This is a genomic window from Streptomyces sp. NBC_00557, assembly GCF_036345995.1.
Classification (GTDB): Bacteria; Actinomycetota; Actinomycetes; order Streptomycetales; family Streptomycetaceae; genus Streptomyces.
Genome location: NZ_CP107796.1, coordinates 3,408,058 through 3,428,910, shown reverse-complemented (window position 1 = coordinate 3,428,910; position 20,853 = coordinate 3,408,058). Strand labels below are relative to the sequence as shown.

The 20,853-nt window shown below is 71.8% G+C and carries 18 protein-coding genes and 1 riboswitch; of the genes, 9 read left to right on the top strand and 9 right to left on the bottom strand.

All coding sequences use genetic code 11. The features are described 5' to 3' along the window. The first annotated feature begins 124 nt into the window (after positions 1-124). From OG956_RS14535 to OG956_RS14525, 3 genes are all read left to right on the top strand, one after another. Entirely contained in the window at positions 125-1,369 is a 1,245-nt protein-coding gene (locus OG956_RS14535; RefSeq protein ID WP_330338391.1) for a carboxylate--amine ligase, read from the top strand. Positions 1,370-1,414: 45 nt separating this feature from the next. Further along, positions 1,415-2,617, top strand: a complete 1,203-nt coding sequence (locus OG956_RS14530) for an FAD-dependent oxidoreductase (protein ID WP_330338390.1) — start codon at positions 1,415-1,417, stop codon at positions 2,615-2,617. A gap of 159 nt (positions 2,618-2,776) precedes the next feature. Next, complete coding sequence (locus tag OG956_RS14525) at positions 2,777-3,589, top strand: HAD family hydrolase (RefSeq protein ID WP_330338389.1); 813 nt, start codon at positions 2,777-2,779, stop codon at positions 3,587-3,589. A gap of 288 nt (positions 3,590-3,877) precedes the next feature. On the opposite strand, the gene OG956_RS14520 is transcribed toward OG956_RS14525, so the two are convergent. Beyond that, positions 3,878-4,366, bottom strand: a complete 489-nt coding sequence (locus OG956_RS14520) for a transglycosylase SLT domain-containing protein (protein WP_330338388.1) — start codon at positions 4,364-4,366, stop codon at positions 3,878-3,880. Between the two features lie 3 nt (positions 4,367-4,369). Beyond that, positions 4,370-4,541, bottom strand: a riboswitch (cyclic di-AMP (ydaO/yuaA leader). Between the two features lie 616 nt (positions 4,542-5,157). Here OG956_RS14520 and OG956_RS14515 point away from each other — a divergent pair. The 4 genes from OG956_RS14515 to OG956_RS14500 all read left to right on the top strand — a co-directional run bounded on the left by OG956_RS14515 (position 5,158) and on the right by OG956_RS14500 (position 9,956). Continuing rightward, positions 5,158-6,168, top strand: a complete 1,011-nt coding sequence (locus tag OG956_RS14515; protein WP_330338387.1) for a polyprenyl synthetase family protein — start codon at positions 5,158-5,160, stop codon at positions 6,166-6,168. A 424-nt stretch (positions 6,169-6,592) separates the two neighbouring features. Beyond that, on the top strand, positions 6,593-7,807 hold the full coding sequence (locus tag OG956_RS14510) for a LolA family protein (protein ID WP_330338386.1): 1,215 nt from the start codon (positions 6,593-6,595) through the stop codon (positions 7,805-7,807). A 72-nt stretch (positions 7,808-7,879) separates the two neighbouring features. Then, complete coding sequence (locus OG956_RS14505; RefSeq protein WP_330338385.1) at positions 7,880-8,926, top strand: ABC transporter ATP-binding protein; 1,047 nt, start codon at positions 7,880-7,882, stop codon at positions 8,924-8,926. Continuing rightward, a complete protein-coding gene (locus OG956_RS14500) occupies positions 8,913-9,956 on the top strand; it encodes an ABC transporter permease (RefSeq protein WP_330338384.1) in 1,044 nt (347 codons plus the stop codon). Before OG956_RS14505 ends, OG956_RS14500 begins: the two co-directional genes overlap by 14 nt. Before the next feature lie 24 nt (positions 9,957-9,980). Here the strand turns inward: OG956_RS14500 and OG956_RS14495 are convergent, their stop codons facing one another. Further along, the gene (locus tag OG956_RS14495; protein ID WP_330338383.1) at positions 9,981-10,568 is read right to left on the bottom strand and encodes a flavodoxin family protein; all 588 of its coding nucleotides are present in this window, start codon (positions 10,566-10,568) and stop codon (positions 9,981-9,983) included. A gap of 213 nt (positions 10,569-10,781) precedes the next feature. Here OG956_RS14495 and OG956_RS14490 point away from each other — a divergent pair, with 213 nt between their 5' ends. After that, positions 10,782-11,960 carry a hypothetical protein gene (locus tag OG956_RS14490; RefSeq protein ID WP_330338382.1) on the top strand — a complete coding sequence of 393 codons (1,179 nt, stop codon included), beginning with the start codon at positions 10,782-10,784 and terminating at the stop codon, positions 11,958-11,960. 41 nt (positions 11,961-12,001) lie between these two features. Here the strand turns inward: OG956_RS14490 and OG956_RS14485 are convergent, their stop codons facing one another. From OG956_RS14485 to OG956_RS14475, 3 genes are all read right to left on the bottom strand, one after another. Continuing rightward, positions 12,002-12,493, bottom strand: coding sequence for a VOC family protein (locus OG956_RS14485; RefSeq protein ID WP_330338381.1), 492 nt, complete (start codon positions 12,491-12,493; stop codon positions 12,002-12,004). A 61-nt stretch (positions 12,494-12,554) separates the two neighbouring features. Continuing rightward, positions 12,555-13,610 carry an EamA family transporter RarD gene (gene rarD, locus OG956_RS14480; protein ID WP_330338380.1) on the bottom strand — a complete coding sequence of 352 codons (1,056 nt, stop codon included), beginning with the start codon at positions 13,608-13,610 and terminating at the stop codon, positions 12,555-12,557. A 132-nt stretch (positions 13,611-13,742) separates the two neighbouring features. Further along, positions 13,743-14,597: an SDR family oxidoreductase gene (locus tag OG956_RS14475; RefSeq protein WP_330338379.1), complete on the bottom strand. Its 855-nt coding sequence runs from the start codon at positions 14,595-14,597 to the stop codon at positions 13,743-13,745. Between the two features lie 91 nt (positions 14,598-14,688). On the opposite strand from OG956_RS14475, the gene OG956_RS14470 reads away from it, so the two are divergent. Further along, positions 14,689-15,093 carry a winged helix-turn-helix transcriptional regulator gene (locus tag OG956_RS14470; protein WP_330338378.1) on the top strand — a complete coding sequence of 135 codons (405 nt, stop codon included), beginning with the start codon at positions 14,689-14,691 and terminating at the stop codon, positions 15,091-15,093. A 13-nt stretch (positions 15,094-15,106) separates the two neighbouring features. Here the strand turns inward: OG956_RS14470 and OG956_RS14465 are convergent, their stop codons facing one another. The 4 genes from OG956_RS14465 to OG956_RS14450 form a co-directional block, all read right to left on the bottom strand. Continuing rightward, positions 15,107-16,168: a 2-oxoacid:ferredoxin oxidoreductase subunit beta gene (locus OG956_RS14465; RefSeq protein ID WP_330338377.1), complete on the bottom strand. Its 1,062-nt coding sequence runs from the start codon at positions 16,166-16,168 to the stop codon at positions 15,107-15,109. Then, a complete protein-coding gene (locus OG956_RS14460) occupies positions 16,161-18,089 on the bottom strand; it encodes a 2-oxoacid:acceptor oxidoreductase subunit alpha (protein WP_330338376.1) in 1,929 nt (642 codons plus the stop codon). The genes OG956_RS14465 and OG956_RS14460 overlap by 8 nt, the downstream gene beginning before the upstream one ends. A 288-nt stretch (positions 18,090-18,377) precedes the next feature. Then, positions 18,378-19,067, bottom strand: a complete 690-nt coding sequence (locus OG956_RS14455) for a response regulator transcription factor (protein WP_330338375.1) — start codon at positions 19,065-19,067, stop codon at positions 18,378-18,380. A gap of 183 nt (positions 19,068-19,250) precedes the next feature. After that, complete coding sequence (locus tag OG956_RS14450) at positions 19,251-20,597, bottom strand: sensor histidine kinase (protein ID WP_330338374.1); 1,347 nt, start codon at positions 20,595-20,597, stop codon at positions 19,251-19,253. Between the last annotated feature and the right edge of the window lie 256 nt (positions 20,598-20,853).

The window sequence follows — 20,853 nt, the reverse complement described above, 5'->3', positions numbered from 1 at the left end:
TGTCCGAATAGGCCTTGTCGGAGGCGGCAATTCCGGCTTAGCGTCCTTTGGGGACACGGACGGGGTGGGTCCGTTCCATTTGGGGGGACACGTGGGGGGACCCGTGGCCGGAGACACCGTCGGTGTGCCATTCGAGGCGGACCGGGACGTGCCGGGACTGATCGTCAAGTTCGGCGACTATCCGCTGCACCACGGCGGCGTCGGCGCCATCCGCAGCCTGGGCCGGCTGGGTGTGCCCATGTACGCCATCACGGAGGACGCGTACACGCCCGCGGCCTCCTCGCGCTATCTGAAGAGGGCCTTCGTGTGGCCGACGACCGGCGCGGAGGACCCCGGACACCTGGTCGAGGGGCTGCTGCGCGTCGGCCGCCGTATCGGCCGCCCCGCCGTCCTCGTCCCCACGGACGAGGAGGCCGCCGTACTGATCGCCGAGCACCAGGACGAGCTGGCCGGTTCCTTTCTGTTCCCGCGCGTCGATCCCGGGCTGCCGCGCCGGCTCGCCAGCAAGCAGGGTCTGCACGAACTGTGCGTGGAGCACGGCCTGGCCAGTCCCGCGTCGGCGTTCCCGGAGTCGTACGAGGACATCGTCGCCTTCGCCGACACGGCCCGCTTCCCGGTGGTGGCCAAGAACCGGGAGGCGTTCGTCCGGCGCAGCAAGCCCGCCGTCAACGGCACCACGAAGATCGCCACGCGCGCGGGGCTGCTCTCCCTCGCGCGTGACTGGGGCGACAGACCCGGCGTGATCCTCCAGGAGTACCTGCCGCGCGAGGAGGCCGAGGACTGGATCGTGCACGCCTGCTTCGACCAGGACTCCAGCCCGCTCGCGCTGTTCACCGGCGTCAAGGTGCGCTCGTGGCCGCCGCACGCCGGCATGACGGCGAACGCGTACGTCGTCGACAATCCGGAACTCGCCGACCTCGCCGCGCGTTTCATCAAACAGATCGGCTACAGCGGCATCATCGACCTCGACCTGCGCTTCGACCGGCGCGACGGACAGTACAAGCTCCTCGACTTCAACCCGCGCATGGGCGCCCAGTTCCGGCTGTTCGAGAACGAGTCGGGCGTGGACGTCGTACGCGCGATGCATCTGAACCTGACCGGCCGCCCCGTTCCGGAGGGGGAACAGCGGGCCGGCCACCGCTACATCGTGGAGAACATCGACCTGCCCGCCCTCCTCGCCTACCGCCGCAGCGGCTATACGACGCCGCACGCGCCGGCGAGGGCGAGCGGGACGGAGCTGGCCTGGTTCGCGGGTGACGACCCGCTGCCGTTCCTCACGATGCTCGCCCGCTTCGTGCGCCCGGGCGCGAAGCACCTGTATCAGCTGTGGCGGACCAACCGCCGCGGCAGCGGCACTTCCACGAAGTAGGCAAGGCCACCGCGCGTGGCACACCGTGTCCTGGGGAGGGACTTCGTGACTCGACCGGTTGCAGTGATCGGGGCCGGGCCGTTCGGCCTGTCCACCGCCGCCCATCTGCGGGCGCGCGGCGTTCCCGTCCGCGTCTTCGGCGACCCCGTGGTCAGCTGGCGCGACCACATGCCCGAGGGCATGCTTCTGAAGTCCACGCCCGCCGCCTCCGACTTCGACTGCCCCCAGCCCGGACACACCCTCGCCGACTACTGCGACGCGGCCGGCATCCGCCGCCTGGTGACCGACGAGGACATCATCCCGGTGGAGACGTTCATCGCCTACGGCGAGTGGTTCCAGCAGCAGCTGGTGCCCGACCTGGAGCGGGTGCGGGTCGTCTCCGTGGACCGCGACAACAGCGGCGGCTTCGAACTGAAACTGGACTCGGGTGAGATGTTCACCGCGCGCGCGGTCGTCGTCGCCACCGGGCTGTCGGGCCTGGCGTATCTGCCGGCGGAGCTCGCGGGTGCCGCGGCCGACGGACCGGCGCCCACCGCAGCGGTCTCGCACAGTTCCCAGCACCACGACCTGGGCCGCTTCGCCCGCAAGGAGCTGATCGTGGTCGGCGCCGGCCAGTCCGCGCTGGAGACGGCGGCGCTCGCTGCCGAAGCGGGGGCACGCGTGCGTGTCGTCGCGCGCGGCCGTGGCCGGGTGGCCTTCGGCGCCCCACCCTGGAAGCAGCCGAAACTGCGGCCCGAGTCCCCGTTCGGCCGCGCCTGGTCGCTGTGGGCGCTCAGCTACTACCCGCACCCCTACCGCTATCTGCCCGAGGCCGCGCGGCACTTCCTGGTCCGCCGGGTCCTCGGCCCGCTCGGTGCCTGGTGGCTGCGCGAGCGCTTCGAAAGCGCCGTACAGGTGCAGGAGGTGGAGCGGGTCGTGGCCGCGGAGGCGCCGGACGGCAGCCCCGTCCTCACCGTCCGCACCCACGGCGGGCGCACCGAGCGGCTCACCGCCGACCACGTCATCGCCGCCACCGGCTACCGCGTCGACATCGCGGCGATGGACTTCCTCGGCCACGGACTGCGCACCCGGCTCGCGGTGAGCCGCGGCGCCCCCAAGCTCGGCGCCGGCTTCGCGTCGTCCGTCCCCGGCCTGTACTTCACCGGTCTGCCGGCGGCGTCGTCGTACGGCCCGGTGATGCGTTTCGTCTGCGGCACGGAGTTCGCCTCCCCGCGCCTGGCGAAACACCTGGCGGCGGCACACGGCTGACACGGATGCGGAACCATGCGTCACGTCACCGGCCCGCGTCCGGTCACCCCTCGAGCCGGCCATCAGGGAGCGGGGGAACGCCACTTGGGGCCGATCAGCACGTAAGTGCGCAGGGCGGCACGGTGAGTCGAGGGGGCGCGGTATCCGTATTCTCTGATCATGGCAGCCTCCCCCGCATATGCACTGATCGCCACCGACCTGGACGGAACGCTGCTGCGCGGCGACGACACCGTCTCCGACCGGTCGTTCGCCGCGCTCGCGCGGGTGGCGCGGGCCGGCGCCCGGCACCTGGTGGTCACGGGCCGCCCGGCCCCGCGGGTACGGCCCCTGCTCGCGCGCCTCGGCTGCACGGGGCTCGCGGTGTGCGGACAGGGCGCACAGGTCTACGACGCCGGGAGCGGCCGGCTGCTGTGGTCGGTCCGGCTGGACCGGGAGCTCGCCGAGACCGCGCTCGGCAAGATCGAGGCCGAGGTGGGGCAGGTCTACGCGGCCGTCGACCAGGACGGCGTGGAGGGGCTCACGCTCATCGAGCCCGGGTACCGGATGCCGCACCCGACCCTGCCGGCGGTCCGGGTCGGCCGGCGCGACGACCTGTGGTGCGCGCCGATCAGCAAGGTGCTGCTGCGCCATGCCGTCCTGTCGGACGACGAGTTGGCGGCCGTGGCGCGCGCGGTGGTGGGCTCGCTGGCCACGGTCACCATGTCCGGGCCGGGGACCGTGGAGCTGCAGCCGTGCGGGGTGACCAAGGCGACCGGTCTCGCGCTGGCCGCCGAGCGTCTCGGGGTCGCGGCGGGGGAGGCGCTGGCGTTCGGCGACATGCCCAACGACATCCCGATGTTCGACTGGGCGGGGCGCGGGATCGCCATGGCCAACGCGCATCCCGAACTCAAGGCGGTGGCGGACGAGATCACCCTGTCGAACGAGGACGACGGCGTCGCCGTCGCCCTCGAACGACTGTTTCCGGTCCGCTGACCCTCGCGCACCGGACGGACCGGCCGCCGGCACATCGGTACTCGGCCGCCCGGCGAAGGCCGCGCGCGGCCCGCGTGTGCGCGTGTACGCGCGCACGCGCACGCGTGCCGGATGCCCGGCGGCCGCCCGGTACACCCCCGTCCGTCAGGTGCGGGGAACGTGCCGGGCGGCCGGGGTCGGAGCGGCCGCGGCGCCGGCGGCGGCCGGAGTCGCTGGACCGTTCAGGGGCGGGCCCGTGGAGGCGCAGGGGCCCTCAGGGAGTGGGCTGTGGAGGTGTGTGGAGGGCCGTCAGTAGGCGCTGTTGACGTTGTCGATGGACCCGTAGCGGGCGGCGGCGTAGTTGCAGGCCGCGGTGATGTTGGCGACGGGGTCGTACGGGCTGAAGGAGGTGCCGGCCACGTGGTACGCCTTGAACGTGGGATCGATCACCTGGAGCAGGCCCTTGGACGGGATGCCCGCGGCGGCGTTGGAGTCCCACAGGTTGACGGCGTTCGGGTTGCCGGAGGACTCCCGCATGATGTTGCGGTAAATGCCGTCGTAGGTGCCGGGGATGCCCTTCTGGGACATGATCGCGAGCGACTGGCGGATCCAGCCGTCCAGGTTGTTCCGGTACCCGCCGGGGGTGGCGGGGGTCGTGGTGCCGCTGGTGGTGGCCGCGGAGGCGCTGGTGGCGCCGATGAGCGGCAGGGCGAGTACGGCGGCGCCGGTGCCGGCGGCGGCGAGGACGCGGGCGAGGCGGCTGTTGCGGGGTCGGCGGTGCCGAGCGGCTGCAGGCATGGGGACGTTCCTCTCCGACGCCTGCGAGGTGAGCTGTCGGGTTCGGGCGGGGAGGTGCCCGGCCGTGCCCAAAGGAGACACGGCTTCACCCCTAGCCGTACCGGTGCGGTGCCGACCGGTCCGGCGACTTACCTGGGTCCCCCGCTCCTGCCGTACGAATGGTCCGTGGATGGGTGAGCGGGCGGCGGCAGGATTCGGCGTCCGCCCGACGGCCGGGAAGGTATGCGAGAGCACACGCCGGGAACAAGTGTCTGCGTCACATAATGCCCCATTTGGCCTTGATCGATGCCGTGTGGGGTACTTGATCCTTTGCGGTTGCCAAGTCTCAACTCGCCGCCCGGGCAAAGAGGGAGAGGGGTGCGGCGGGTTCCCGCCTGTGAGGCGGCGCGTGACCCAACTCACGAAATAACAAAGTATTCCAAATCCGACATGAGGGATTTGCGTGGATCGGCTGAGTGGCGGAACCCGTGGCATGGTGCCCGTCGTTGTCGTGGTGATCGCGATGTCTGCCGATGCCGTAGGTGATCGCGGCGGCATGGAGGAGGGTGCACGGGGAGGCTCCGCCCGCCTGTCGTTCGCGACAAAGCGGGTGGGTTCCTGTTAAGTCGATGAATGTACGTTTTTACCACTTGATCGAAAACATACCGGTCATGGCCCGGTAGCACCCGGGCTGGACCGGTGGGCGCTATCGGTGATCGAACAGGGACCGGATACGCTGACTTGAGTGATGGCAGCGACCTATCGACAAACCGTGTAATCGCCAGTAGACACCAGCAGACAGGAGACCCCTCGTGACCGTCGTCGGGCCGTTCGGGCTGAGCGTGCGGGACCAGGCTCTGGAAGCCGATGTCCAGGCCGGATTGGCGGCTGTCGAGGAAGGCTTGCTCGAGGCCACCAAGAGCGAGGTCCCGTTCATCACGGAGGCAGCGCAGCACCTCGTACGGGCCGGCGGGAAGCGGTTCCGGCCGCTGCTCGTGATGCTCGCGGCCCAGTTCGGCGACCCCTACGCGCCGGGCGTCGTGCCGTCGGCCGTGGTCGTGGAGCTGACCCACCTGGCCACGCTGTACCACGACGACGTCATGGACGAGGCGGCCGTGCGACGCGGCGTGGACAGCGCCAACACCCGCTGGGGCAACTCCGTCGCGGTCCTCACCGGCGACTTCCTCTTCGCCCGCGCCTCCCAGATCCTCGCCGACCTCGGCCCCGAGGCGGTCCGGGTGCAGGCCCTCGCGTTCGAACGGCTGGTCACCGGCCAGATCCTGGAGACCGCCGGTCCCTCCGACGGCCGCGACCCGGTCGAGCACTACCTCGACGTGCTCGCCGGCAAGACGGGCTCGCTGGTGGCCGTGTCCTGCCGGTTCGGGGCGATGATGTCGGGCGCCGACGAGACGGTCGTCGACGTGCTCACCCAGTACGGCGAGCGGCTCGGGGTCGCCTTCCAGCTCGCCGACGACGTCCTGGACGTCGCCTCCGACTCCCACGAGTCGGGCAAGACACCGGGCACCGACCTGCGCGAGGGCATCCCCACGCTGCCCGTGCTCCGGCTGCGCGAGCGCGCCGCCCGCCTGCGGCTGCCCGAGGACATCGCCCTGTGCGAGCTGCTGGACTCGGACCTCAGCGACGACGCCCGGCACGCCGAGGCGCTGGCCGCGCTGCGCGCCCACCCCGCGCTGGAGCAGGCCCGCCGGGACACCGTCCGGTACGCGGAGGAGGCCCGCGCCGCGCTCGCCCCGCTGCGGGAGTGCGACGCCAAGGCGGCGCTGCTGGAGCTGTGCGACGCGGTCGTCCACCGGGCCGGCTGACCCGCCTCGCCCGCACTCCTCCGACGACGCGCGCCACGTCGGACTCCGGCGCCACGCCACCTCGTACGGCCACGCGCGCGTGCCTGCACGAAATCGCGAGCGTACCCGTGCGACCTCCGGCCTGTACGTGTGCGACTTCGGGCCGCGTGTCCGTGCGACCTCGGGCCCCGTGTCCGAACGACCCTCCCGCCCCGTACGGCCCCCTCCGTTCCGGTGGACCCCTACGGGTCGGCGCAGCCGGATGCCCTGCGCGTCATACCGCAGGAGTACACGGAGTTGGCTCCGAGGTCTGACGCTTCCTCAAGGCCGATTTGGTGAGATGGAAACCACGGAAATCACCACTCCTCACCGATTCGGGTGAGAATGGCGGCTCAGGTGGACCAGCGTGAGGACAGCCGCCGCCGACGACGGAGGTAAGGCAGACATGGCACCGTACGAATCCGACGACGCAGTGGACGCCGCACGAGTGGACGCCACGCGGGACGAGGAAGCGCACGCCGGCCGCCGCAAGGCCGCCCGCTACGCGGTCCCGGTCGCGGTGGTGGGTGTGGCTGCGGCCACGATCGGTCTGGTCCCGGCGCTCGCCGCCTCCGGTGACCCCGACCTGCCCAAGATCACCGCCCAGCAGCTCATCGAGAAGATCGCCAAGTCGGACGTCCAGCAGATGTCCGGGACCGTGCGGATCGACACCGACCTCGGCCTGCCCGACCTCGGCGGCCTGGAGAACAGCCTGGCCTCCGGCGCCGCCAAGGGCTCCGGCGACGGCTCCTCCGCCGACCCGCAGTCCAAGCTCACCGAACTGGTCTCCGGCACGCACACCCTGCGCGTCGCCGCCGACGGCCCGGAAAAGCAGAAGCTGTCGCTGCTGGAGAGCGGCTCCGAGTACAGCCTCATCCACAACGGCAAGAACGTGTGGGGCTACGACAGCAAGAGCAACGAGGTCTACCACGGCACCGCGGCCGACTCCGGCACGGAGCACCGGGCCGAGCCCCCGGCCACCCCGAAGGACTTCGCCGGCCAGGCCCTGAAGTCGGTGGACGACACCACGTCCGTCACCGTCGACGGCACCGAGCGGGTCGCCGGCCGCGACGCCTACAAGCTGCTGGTCAAGCCCCGCCAGTCCGGCACCACGGTCGGCGCGATCAGCATCGCCGTCGACGCGAAGACGGGCATGCCGCTGAAGTTCACGCTGACCCCGAAGAGCGGCGGCGCCGCCGTCCTCGACGTGGGCTTCGCCCAGGTCTCCTTCGCCAAACCGGCCGCCTCCACCTTCGCCTTCACCCCGCCCAAGGGCGCGAAGGTGACGGAGCAGAAGCAAGACGCGGCGCCCCGGAAGCACGAGCGGGCGACCGGCGAGGGCTTCGGCAAGGGCATGAACGGCTCCGACGTCCTCGGCAAGGGCTGGACGTCCATCGCCACCTTCGACACCGGCGCCAAGGGCGGCCTGCCGGCCGGCTCCAAGACCGGTGACCTCGGCGGCTTCCTCGGCTCGCTGGGCGACAAGGTGTCGGGCGGGTTCGGCAAGGGCACGTTCTTCTCCACCCGTCTGGTCAACGCCCTGATCACCGACGACGGCAAGGTGTACGTCGGCGCGGTCACCAAGGACGCCCTGGTGAAGGCGGCCGACGCGCGAAAGTGACCCGCTTCGGGCACTACGGACCGTGACCGGACGTTGACCCTTCAGAAGAGCACGCATCGAGGGGGGGAGCCGATGGACGGACCGTCCGCCACGCAGCGGGAGGCGGGGGACGCCGAAGAGCGTGCCCCGGGGCACCCGGAAGAGCGTGCCCCGGGGCAGCCGGAGGAGCGTGTCCCGGAGGACGCGGAGGCGAGCGTCATCGCCACCCGCGGCCTGACCAAGCGCTACCGCGGCGGACAGCTCGCCGTGGACGGCCTCGACCTGACCGTCCCGGCGGGCAGCGTCTTCGGCTTCCTCGGTCCGAACGGCTCGGGCAAGACCACCACCATCCGCATGCTGATGGGCCTGATCGAGCCGACCGCGGGCACGGCCCGCGTGCTGGGCCGCCCGATGCCCCGGGCGGCCCGGTCCGTCCTTCCCCAGGTCGGCGCGCTCATCGAGGGTCCGGCCCTGTACGGCTTCCTCTCCGGCCGGGACAACCTGCTGCGCTACGACGCCGCCGACCCGACCGCCGACCCCCGCACGCGGCGTGCCCGTGTCGCCGCCGCCCTGGACCGGGTGGGTCTCGCGGCGGCCGCCGGCAAGAAGGCGAAGGCGTACTCGCTCGGCATGAAGCAGCGCCTCGGCCTCGCCGCCGCGCTGCTCCAGCCGCGCCGGCTGCTCGTGCTGGACGAGCCCACCAACGGCCTCGACCCGCAGGGCATGCGCGAGATCCGCACCCTGATCCGGGAGCTGGCCGCCGACGGCACGACGGTCTTCCTCTCCTCCCATCTCCTCGACGAGATCGAGCAGGTCTGCACCCATGCCGCGGTCATGGCACGCGGCCGGCTCATCACCCAGGGAGCGGTGGCCGACCTGGCGGCCGGGGCGCGCGGCCGGCTGGTGGTGACGACCCCGGATCCGGCCGAGGCGGCCAGGGTGCTGAAGGAACAGGGCGTCGGGGACGTCACCGCCGAGGGTGACCGGGTCACGGGCGAACCGCCGGCGCGGGACCTGGCCGAGGTGAACGCGGCCCTGGTCGCGGCGGGGGTACGGGTCCGGGGCTTCACGGTCGAACGGGCCTCGCTGGAGGACGCGTTCGTGGCACTGACGGGGGAGGGCTTCGATGTCGCGGGCTGAGACGTTTCCCGGAGGCGAGCCGGTCCCCGCCTCCGGGCCGGCCCCGGAGGCAGAGCCGGTCCCCGCGTCCGGGACGACTGAGAAGGCCGAGCTGATCTCCGAGCCCGGGCCGACCACCGAGCCCGGGCCGACCCCCGAGTCCGGGCCGACCCCCGAGTCCGGGCCGGCTCCCGCGCCGGCCGTACGCAGGCCGAGCCCCCTGTGGGCGTTCGGGCTGCTGCGCAGTGAGCTCGTCACGACGCTGCGCCGCTGGCGCACGCTCGCGCTGCTCGGGGTGCTGGCCGCCGTGCCGGTGCTGGTGGGGATCGCGGTGAAGATCCAGACGCGGGGCGGTGGGACGGCGGACCACAGTGGCCAGGGCCCGGCGTTCATCACGCAGATCACCAACAACGGCCTGTTCCTGGTGTTCACGGCACTCGCCGCGACGCTGCCGTTCTTCCTGCCGATGGCCGTGGGGGTCGTCGCGGGCGACGCGATAGCGGGCGAGGCCGGCGCGGGCACCCTGCGCTATCTGCTGGTCGCGCCGGCCGGCCGTACCCGGCTGCTGCTCACCAAGTACACGACCGTGCTGGCCTTCTGTGTGCTGGCCACGCTGGTCGTCGCCGTCTCCGCGCTGATCGTGGGTGCGCTGCTCTTCCCGCTCGGCGAGCTGACGACGATATCCGGTACGCGGATCAGCTTCGCCGAAGGCCTTGCCCGGGCCCTGCTGATCGCCCTCGTGGTCGCTGCCTCACTGGTCGGCGTGGCGGCGCTCGGCCTGTTCGTGTCGACGCTCACGAGCAGCGGCATCGCGGCGATGGCCACCACCGTCGGGTTGCTCATCACCGTTCAGATACTCGACCAGATACCCCAGCTGCACGCCCTGCGGCCGTACTTCTTCTCGCACTACTGGCTGTCCTTCGCCGACCTGATGCGCGACCCCGTCTACTGGGACGACCTGACGAAGAACCTCGGCCTGCAGGCGCTGTACGCGGCCGTGTTCGGCTCGGCGGCCTGGGCGCGGTTCACGGCGAAGGACATCAGCGCGTAGGCGTTGCCCGCCTTCCGGAGCGTGCTAGGCGGTCTGGTGCGGGAACCGCGCGAGGGGCGCGTCCTGTGCGAAGAACGTCTTCGCGCGGGCCAGCGCGTCGGTGTCCTTCAGCACGTCACCGGGCGCGCTGCCGTTGCCGAGCAGCACCCCGCCGAAGCGCATCCCCAGGTAGGCGGCCGAGTTGTTGAGCGTGCCCACGTAAGGGTCGGCGACGGACGGCTCGGAGTCGGCGAGCGCGGCGACGCCCCAGAGCGTGCGCCCGGCGAGGGTCGCCCTGAAGTCGACGCCGGGGGTGCGCAGCCAGGCCGACCAGTAGTCCAGGTAGCGCTTGGTCAGGCCGGACACCGAGTACCAGTACAGCGGGGAAGCGATCACGATGTCCGTGGCCGCGAGGGTGGCGTCCAGCAGCAGACCGGTGGTGCTGTCGGACGGCGGCCGCACATGGTCGCTGTCGTGCCGCAGGTCCACGAAGTCGGGCAGGGGATGCTCGGCCAGGCGGATCCAGCGCTGCTCGACGTCGCCGGGCAGTTGCTCGGCCGCCGCGCGGGCCAGCAGTTCGGTGTTGCCCTCGGCGCGGGCGCTGCCCAGGACGAAGAGGAAACGACGGCTCATGGGTCCCCCAGGGCGTGTCGTACGACTGATAAAGGCGCATGCATTTTATGCACACGCAAGCAAGTCGCGCCAGGGCGGTCCGCGCCGGGTGCCGGGGTGCGGCTGGTGCGAGGCTGTGACGCTGCGGTGACGCGGAAGCCGAAGCGGGCCGACACACTGGTTGGCAGGACGCGTACGACCGGATCGCGACGCCGGGGGAGTGAGGGAAGACCGATGTCTCGAGTCAGCTTCGAGAAGAAGCGGGCGCAGCAGCCCGCGGCGCATCCGGCGGTGATACCGGTCCGGGTGTTCGGCACGGGAGGCGCGTCGGTGGGCGGGACGTCGGTGGTGGCGGCGCCGGGTGAGGAGATCCAGCAGGCCGTCCTTGACCACCTCCAGCGCCTGGCCATCAGCGTCGGCGCCCCCATACGCGCCACGATCCACGACGACCGTGAGGGCTGTGTGGTTCCCCTGGAGGTCTCGGCGGACGGCTCAAGCCGGGTCACGGGCGAGGCGGTACGGGTGGCCACGCCGGTGAAGCCGAGCGTGGCGGCCGCGGCCGCACCGGGGCGGTCGGCCACGGCGGCCGGGGTGTCGCGGCAGGAGCCGGTCACGGTGCCGAGGCCGCCGAGCGCGCAGCCCGGCTCCCCGGCGCTGTCGCAGGAGCAGCCTGCCGTCGTGGACGCCGTCTCGCCGACGGGCGTGCAGGACGCGCCGCCCGTGACGCGGCCGCAGCCCGTTCCGGCCGGGACCTCACAGGCGCCGACGGGACAGTTCGGCCCCGCGCCGGTCATGCGAGCCGTGCAGGCCCCGGCACCCGTCGTCGCTGACCCGGAGCCCGATCTCGCGTCCATGGCCCCGACCACGGCCACCCCCACTCCTCCCCGGGGTTTCGACGCCGTGGCGGAGGAGGTGCTCGGGGACGGACCCCTGACCGAGACCGCGGAGGGCGCCGAACTGCTCGCCGGGCCCATGGCGCGGATCAACGAGGCCGTGCGGTCCGGCCGTATCGAGGCGGCGGCGGAACTCGCCGGCCGTACCGTCGCCGAGGCGACCACCGTGCTGGGCCCCGGCCACGCCGAGGTGCTGCACCTGCGCGAACTGTCCGCCTACATCGCCTATCTGGGAGGGGACCCGGTCCGCGCCTGCCGGCAGTCCCTGGACCTCGCCCGGCTGCGCCGGCAGGCGCGGGACGCGGAGGCCGCCTACGGGAACGTGCAGAGCGCGGCGACCGCGTGGCGCGCGGTGCGTGACCCCGAGGAGGGCCTGCGGCTCGGCCACGACCTGATCGAGCTGTGGACGGACCTCACCAACGAGCCGGGCCCCGCCGCCGACGACCCGCGCCCGCTGGAGTCGGCCCGCGCCCGCATGGTCCGCCTCACCGACCGGGCGGCCCGCGCCGCGCGGCCGTAACCGGCGTCCCGCACAGTCCCGCCTGCCGCGGGTCGGGATTCCTACTGCAGGCAGAATTCGTTGCCCTCCGGGTCGGCCATCAGCAGCCACTGCCCGGCGGGCTCGTTCACCTCGCGCACCACGCGCGCGCCCAGCGCCTCCAGCCGCGCCGCCTCCGCCGCGCGCCGCTCCGGGCCGACGTGCACGTCGAGGTGGAGCCGGTTCTTGACGGTCTTCGCCTCCGGCACGCGCTGGAACAGCAGCCGCCGCCCGAGCCCCGTGCCGGTCTCCGGGTCGTACGGGTCCTCGGGATGCCGTACGGCGATCAGATCGCGGAAGGCGGACCGGCCGCGGTACTCGACCGTGGCCTCGACGGGCAGCGCGCCGAGGGACAGCAGCCGCTCGACCAGGGCGCTGTTGTCCTCGGCCGTGTAGTGCAGTGCGGCGGCCCAGAAGTCGGCCTGGGCGTGCGGGTCGGCCGCGTCGACGACGAGCTTCCAGTGCAGCGGCGCGGGCGTGGGAGTGGGCGTGGCGCCGGGTGTCGGAGTGGTCATGGTGACCACTTATAGCCGCGCCCACCCGCTGGAGGAGGCGGTTCCGCAGGCTCCGGGTCGGCTACGGCGTCGCGGCCTCCGCCTCCGGATCGGGTCCGGGGGTCACCTTCTCCGTGTCCGGGTCGGACCCGGAGATCAGGCTCTCCGCGGTGCGTACGGCGGTCCCGGCCGTGCCGGCCGGCAGGCCGTTGCCCGCGGCCGCGGTCGCCCTGGCGAGCGCACGTGCGCCCCGGCGGGCGGAGCGCAGCGCGTCGCCCGTGAGGAGCATCAGCGCCAGCCAGACCAGCGCGAACCCGGCCCAGCGCTCGGGCGGCATGGCCTCGTGGAAGTAGAGGATGCCGAGCAGGAACTGGAAGACGGGCGCGAGGTACTGCAGCAGGCCCAGCGTGGACAGCGGGACGCGGATCGCCGCCGCGCCGAAGCACACCAGCGGTACCGCGGTGACGAGACCGGTGGAGGCGAGCAGGGCGGCGTGCCCGGCGCCCTCGTTCACGAAGCTCGCCCTGCCGTGTGCGCCGAGCCACAGCAGATAGCCGAGCGCGGGCAGGAACTGGATCGCGGTCTCGGCGGCCAGCGACTCGACGCCGCCGAGGTCGACCTTCTTCTTCACCAGGCCGTAGGTGGCGAAGGAGCAGGCGAGCACCAGGGAGATCCACGGCGGACGGCCGTAGCCGATGGTCAGGACCACGACGGCGGCGAGGCCGGTGGCGACCGCCGCCCACTGCACGGGCCGCAGCCGCTCCTTCAGCAGCAGCACGCCCATCGCGATGGTCACCAGCGGATTGATGAAGTACCCGAGGGAGGCCTCGACCACATGGCCGGCGTTCACGGCCCAGATGTAGACGCCCCAGTTCACGGTGATGACGGCGGCCGCCACGGTGACCAGCGCGAGCCGGCGCGGCTGGCGCAGCAGCTGCCCCGCCCAGGCCCAGCGCCGGGCGAACACCAGGGCGACGGCGACGACGAGCAGGGACCACACCATGCGGTGGGCGAGGATCTCCATCGCCCCGGCGGGCTTCAGCAGGGGCCAGAACAGGGGCACCAGGCCCCACATGCCGTAGGCGGCGAAACCGTTCAGCAGGCCTATCCGGTGCTCACCCTTGGACTTCTCGGCCACCGGCCCCTCCTCTCGCAGTCAGACACGCGAGAACGAAGGTAGCGCCGAGGACCCCCCGCTGTCATGCGCGTATCGGTATACGGTCATGACAGCGGGATGGTCGAAGGGCGACAGCCGGGCAGGGGCCGGTGATCAGCCCTTGAGGGCGGCGGTGACCGCCTCCGTCAGCGGGGTGGTGGGGCGTCCGATCAGCCGCGACAGGTCGCCGGAGGTGATCACCAGCTCGCCCTTCTCGATCGAGGCGTCCACGCCGGCCAGGACCGCCGCGAGCGGCCCGGGCACCCCGACGCCGGTCAGGATGCCGGTCAGGGCCTCGACCGAGACCGGGGTGTACGCGATCTCCCTGCCGGTCTGCCGGCTCAGCTCGGCCGCGTACTCGGCGAAGCTCCACGCCTCGTCGCCGCCCAGCTCGTACGTCGTGTTCTCGTGGCCCTCGCCGGTGAGCACCGCGACCGCCGCGGCGGCGTAGTCGGCGCGGGCGGCGGAGGAGACCCGGCCGTCGCCGGCGGCCTGCACGACCGCGCCGTGCTCCAGCACCGGGGCGAGGTTCTCGGTGTAGTTCTCGTGGTACCAGCCGTTGCGCAGCAGGCTGTACGGCAGGCCGGAGGCGAGCAGCGCCTGCTCCGTCGCCCGGTGGTCGTCGGCGAGCGTGGCGGTCAGGCTGCCCGGGGCGCTGGTGTACGCGAGCAGCGCCACACCGGCCGCCTTCGCCGCGTCGATGACGACCTGGTGCTGCCCCACCCGGCCCTTGTCGAACTCGTTGCCGGAGATCAGCAGCACCTTGTCGCCGGCGGCGAACAGGCCGTCGAAGGTCTCGGGCGCGTTGTAGTCGGCGACGGCCAGCCTGACACCACGGGCGGCGAAGTCGGCGGCCTTCGCCGCGTCGCGCACGACGGCGGTGATCTGCTCCGCCGGAACCTTCTCCAGCAGCTGCTCCACGACATGGCGGCCGAGGTGGCCGGTGGCTCCGGTGACGACGATGCTCATGGTTCACGACTCCTTGTGCGGTGGGTATGCCACTCACCCTAGGAAGTGCGCTTACTTATGGAAAGTACCCACTTTGAAGTAAGGTACTGGCGTGTCGGTAAGTGATCGGTCGGGCGATCCCGAGACCCTGTGCCCCCACCGCCTCGTCCTGGAGCACGTCACCAGCCGCTGGGGGGTGCTGGTCCTGATCCAGCTCCTCGACCGCCCCTACCGGTTCAGCGAGCTGCGCCGGGCAATCAGCGGCCTCGGCGGGCGCGGCGTCAGCGAGAAGATGCTCGCGCAGACCCTCCAGACCCTGGAGCGCGACGGTCTCGTGCACCGGGACGCCAAGCCCGTCATCCCGCCGCGCGTCGACTACTCGCTCACCGGCCTCGGCCGTGAGGCGGCGGAACAGGTGCAGGCGCTGGCCCGGTGGACCGAGCGGCGCATGGACGACGTGCTCAGCGCCCGCCGGGCATACGACGAGGCCCGGGACGTACGGTCCCGGGCCTCGTGATGGAACGGCGTCGTCAGCCGATGACGGTCCAGGTGTCGCCGCCGGCGAGGAGGGCGGCGAGGTCGCCCTTGCCCTTCTGCTCGATGGCGGTGTCGAGCTGGTCGGCCATGGCGGTGTCGTAGACGGGCCGGTCGACCGAGCGGAACACACCGATGGGGGTGTGGTGCAGGGTGTCGGGGTCGGCGAGCCGGGACAGGGCGAAGGCGGTGGTCGGGGACGCGGAGTGCGCGTCGTGGACGAGGACGTCCGCCTCGTTGTCGGGTGTGACGGTGACGACCTTCAAATCGCCGGTGGCCGGGTCGCGCACGACGCCGCGGCTGCCGTCGGGACCGAAGCGGATCGGCCGCCCGTGCTCCAGCCGGATGAGGGCTTCCTCGGCCTGCTGCTTGTCCTTCAGGGCGTCGAAGGCGCCGTCGTTGAAGATGTTGCAGTTCTGGTAGATCTCGATCAGCGCGGTGCCGGGGTGGCCGGCGGCCGCGCGCAGCACCTCGGTGAGGTGTTTGCGGTCGGAGTCGATGGTGCGGGCCACGAAGGAGGCCTCCGCGCCGATCGCCAGGGAGACGGGGTTGAACGGGGCGTCCAGGGAGCCCATCGGCGTCGACTTGGTGATCTTGCCGAGTTCGGAGGTCGGGGAGTACTGGCCCTTGGTGAGGCCGTAGATGCGGTTGTTGAACAGCAGGATCTTGAGGTTGACGTTGCGGCGCAGGGCGTGGATGAGGTGGTTGCCGCCGATGGACAGGGCGTCGCCGTCGCCGGTGACCACCCACACGGACAGGTCGCGGCGGGATGTGGCCAGGCCGGTGGCGATGGCGGGGGCGCGGCCGTGGATGGAGTGCATCCCGTAGGTGTTCATGTAGTACGGGAAGCGGGAGGAGCAGCCGATGCCGGAGACGAAGACGATGTTCTCCTTCGCCAGCCCGAGTTCGGGCATGAAGCCCTGCACGGCGGCCAGGATGGCGTAGTCACCGCAGCCCGGGCACCAGCGCACCTCCTGGTCGGACTTGAAGTCCTTCATCGACTGCTTGGCCTCGGCCTTGGGGACCAGCTGCAGCAGTCCGTTGCCGGCGTCAGTCATCGATGGCCTCCTTCAGCGCCTTGGCGAGCTGTTCCGCCTTGAACGGCATGCCGTTGACCTGGTTGTAGGAGCGGGCGTCGATGAGGTACCTCGCCCGGATCAGGGTGGCCAGCTGCCCGAGGTTCATCTCCGGGATCACCACCGTGTCGTACCGGCCCAGGACCTCGCCCAGATTCCGCGGGAAGGGGTTGAGGTGACGCAGGTGGGCCTGGGCGATGGAGGCTCCGGCCGCGCGCAGCCTGCGTACCGCCGCCGTGATCGGCCCATACGTCGAGCCCCAGCCGAGCACCAGCGTGGCCGCGCCGTGCGGGTCGTCGACCTCCACGTCGGGAACCTCGATGCCGTCGATCTTGGCCTGCCGGGTGCGGACCATGAAGTCGTGGTTGGCCGGGTCGTAGGAGATGTTCCCGGTGCCGTCCTGCTTCTCGATCCCGCCGATACGGTGCTCCAGCCCCGGTGTGCCCGGGACCGCCCACGGCCGCGCCAGCGTCTGCGGATCACGCTTGTACGGCCAGAACACCTCGGTGCCGTCGTCCAGGGTGTGGTTGGGGCCGGAGGCGAACTGCACCCGCAGGTCGGGCAGCTCCTGAAGGTCCGGGATCCGCCACGGCTCCGAGCCGTTGGCCAGATACCCGTCGGACAGGAGCATGACCGGGGTGCGGTAGGTCAGCGCGATCCTGGCCGCCTCCAGGGCCGCATCGAAGCAGTCCGCCGGAGTCTTCGGCGCCACGATCGGCACCGGCGCCTCGCCGTTGCGGCCGAACATCGCCTGCAACAGGTCCGCCTGCTCGGTCTTGGTCGGCAGCCCCGTCGACGGCCCGCCGCGCTGGATGTCCACCACCAGCAGCGGCAACTCCAGGGAGACCGCGAGGCCGATCGTCTCGCTCTTGAGCGCGATGCCGGGGCCGGAGGTGGTGGTCACCGCCAGGGAGCCGCCGAAGGCCGCGCCCAGCGCGGCGCCGATCCCGGCGATCTCGTCCTCCGCCTGGAAGGTGCGCACCCCGAAGTTCTTGTGCTTGGACAGTTCGTGCAGGATGTCGGAGGCCGGGGTGATCGGATACGAGCCCAGGAACAACGGCAGATCGGCCTGCTGCGAGGCGGTGATCAGGCCGTAGGCCAGGGCCAGGTTGCCGGAGATGTTGCGGTAGGTACCGGTCGGGAACGCGGCGGCCGCCGGGGCGACCTCGTAGGAGACCGCGAAGTCCTCCGTCGTCTCCCCGAAGTTCCAGCCCGCCCGGAACGCGGCGATGTTCGCCGCCATGATCTCGGGCTTCTTCGCGAACTTGGCCTTCAGGAACTTCTCCGTGCCCTCCGTGGGCCGGTGGTACATCCACGACAGCAGACCGAGGGCGAACATGTTCTTGCTGCGCTCGGCCTCCTTGCGGGACAGGTCGAAGTCCTTCAGCGCCTGCACCGTCAGCGTGGTCAGCGGCACCGGGTGCAGGCTGTAGCCGTCGAGTGTGCCGTCCTCCAGCGGGGAGACGTCGTAGCCGACCTTCTGCAGGGCGCGCTTGGTGAACTCGTCGGTGTTGACGATGATCTCCGCGCCGCGCGGGAGATCGCCGATGTTCGCCTTCAGCGCGGCCGGGTTCATCGCGACCAGCACGTTCGGCGCGTCACCCGGGGTGAGGATGTCGTGGTCGGCGAAATGCAGCTGGAACGACGACACACCGGGCAGGGTGCCGGCCGGAGCACGGATCTCGGCGGGAAAGTTCGGCAGCGTCGAAAGGTCGTTGCCGAACGACGCTGTCTCCGAGGTGAACCGGTCCCCGGTGAGCTGCATACCGTCACCCGAGTCCCCCGCAAACCGGATGATCACCCGATCCAGACGCCGGACATCCTTGGCGCCACCCGGTTTGCGCTGTTCTCCGACGACGGCTCCGTCGGTCTGCTCCGCCTGGCTGCTGACCTGGCTGGTCACTGAACTGGACCTCCTTCGAGGCGGCTGTCCGGGGCGTGGTCATCCCACGGACCATCCCAGGATCAACCCTACGTCGGTTAGGGTCGCCTTCCCGAGGCCATCCACGGATTGGACGACAATTCGAGTCGGCCTGTGGCGCTTGCGCGTGATGCTGCGGGCGCTTTCGGGTCGGCACGGCGCTGACGTGGGGGCGTCCTTTCCCGGTTGCCTCCTCCGGTCTTCCTCCCGGGTACCCGCCATCCACAGAAGCCGGACCGTCTGACGCCCCGCTGACACAGTGTCGTTCGGTCAGGAGTTCAGATAGGTCAGCACGGCCAGAACACGCCGGTGGTCCCCTTCGCTCGGAGCCAGGCCGAGCTTCAGGAAGATGTTGCTGACGTGCTTCTCCACGGCGCCGTCGCTGACCACCAGCTGCTTGGCGATCGCCGAGTTCGTGCGGCCCTCCGCCATCAGCCCGAGCACCTCGCGCTCCCGCGGCGTGAGCCCCGCCAGCACGTCCTGCTTGCGGCTGCGGCCGAGCAGCTGCGCCACCACCTCGGGGTCCAGCGCCGTACCGCCCTGGGCCACCCGCACCACCGCGTCCACGAACTCGCGCACCTCGGCGACCCGGTCCTTGAGCAGGTAGCCCACGCCCCGGCTGGAGCCGGCCAGCAGCTCGGTGGCGTACCGCTCCTCCACGTACTGCGACAGCACCAGCACCCCGAGCCCCGGATGCGCCTTCCGCAGCCGTACGGCCGCCCGCACGCCCTCGTCGGTGTGCGTCGGCGGCATCCGTACGTCCGCCACCACCACGTCGGGCAGCTCGCCCTGGGCGTCCAGGTCGGCGACGGTCTTCACCAGCGCCTCCGCGTCGCCGACGCCGGCCACGACGTCGTGCCCGCGGTCGGTCAGCAGCCGGGTCAGGCCCTCCCTGAGCAGCACTGAGTCCTCGGCGATGACCACCCGCACCCTGTCCTCCACGATCTTCCGGCCCCCCATGCCCGATCCCGCTCCACGACGACGTACGTCCGTACGGGGGCCAAGCATTCCAGCATTCAGTACGCGCCGCCTGCGGATCCCGCCGGGGGAGGGGCCGGTCCTTCGGGGGAAGGGGACGGTCGGAGGGGAGGGATCGGTGAGCGGCACGCGCCGGGCGGGGATTCGGGGCTTCCGCGGCTCGTGTCAGGTGCGCCAGGGCAGTTCCGCGATCACCCGGGTCGGGCCGCCGGCCGGGGAGTCCACCACGAGCACGCCGTCCACCGCGTCCAGGCGCCCGGCGAGGCCCGCGAGCCCCGAGCCGCGGGAGACGTCCGCGCCGCCCACACCGTCGTCGATGACCTGCACCATCAGCCGGTCCTCCGTGCACCACACGTCGACGGACGCGGACCTGGCCCTGCTGTGCTTGCTGATGTTCTGCAGCAGTTCGGAGACGGTGAAGTAGGCGATGCCCTCGATGGCCGGGGCCGGCCGGGCGGGCAGGTCCACGTCCACCCGCACCGGCACGGTGCAGCGGGAGGCGACCGCGGACAGCGCCGCGTCCAGACCGCGGTCGGTCAGCACCGCCGGGTGGATGCCGCGGGCGAGATCGCGCAGCTCCTGCAGCGCCGTCTTCACCTCGCCGTGCGCCTCCTCCACCATCCGCGCCGCCGCCTGCGGATCCTCGCTGAGCTTCTCCTTCGCCAGGCCCAGATCCATGGCCAGGCCGACCAGCCGGGCCTGCGCACCGTCGTGCAGGTCCCGCTCGATGCGCCGCAGGTCGGCGGCGGCCGTGTCGACCACCACCCCGCGGTCCGACTCCAGCTCCACCACCCGCTCCGACAGCGACGACGGCCCCAGCAGCCCCCGCACCAGCAGCGCGTCCACCGTCGTCAGCGCCCGTACGATCCACGGCGTGACCAGCGTGAACACCAGCCCGACCAGCGCGGTCACGGTGATCTCGAAGGGGTTGTCGAGATAGACGCTGTGATGCGCGTCGCCGTACAGCTGGATGCCGTCCTGGCCCACGTACGCGGGGAAGACCCAGAACCACAGCGGGTACGTCAGCAGCGCCCAGCCCGTCGTCCACAGGCTCACCACCACCGAGAACGAGAACACCGCCCACGGGAACTGCACCAGCGCGTACAGCAGGTTCCGCCACGAGGCGCCGCTCTTGAGCACCGCGCCCATCCAGGCAAGCGGCCCCGGCCGGCGCGTCCGCAGCGGCTCGGGCTCGGCCACCTCCAGCCGCAGCAGACCGCGCGCCCGCGCCCGCTCCAGCGCCGCGAACCCGCGGCAGCCGGCCAGCGCCGCCGCGAGGACCGGGACGCCGAGGAAGGTCACCAGCAGGCCCGCGCCGAGCGACGCCATGGTCACCGTCCAGGTGAACAGCATGACCGAGATCGGCAGGCTCAGCAGGACATAGCCGAACTCGCGCCAGCTGCGCGCCTCGAAGGGCGCCCGCAGCGCGGCGGGCAGCCGATGACGGGGGCCGGCGGATTCGTCGTCCCCCGGCCCGTACCCGTAGTACCCGTGCCCGTACTCCGTGGCCATCGATCCCGTCCCGTTCCTCTCGTCCCAGCGGCGCTTCAGCCGTGTCTCCAGACTCGTGCGGCGGGGCCTGCCGGGCCATGGAGTCCGTCGGCGTCTTGGGGCGGGGGTTTTCCCCACCCCTCGCCTCCGGCGGCCGCCTGTCGGCCGGTGCCGGGGCTTGTCGGTACGGCCGGTTTGCGGGGCCGTCGTGCGTCGTTGTCGTGGGGGTGCAGCGCGTCATCGTCGTAGCAGCGCGTCATCGTCATAGGGGCAGCGA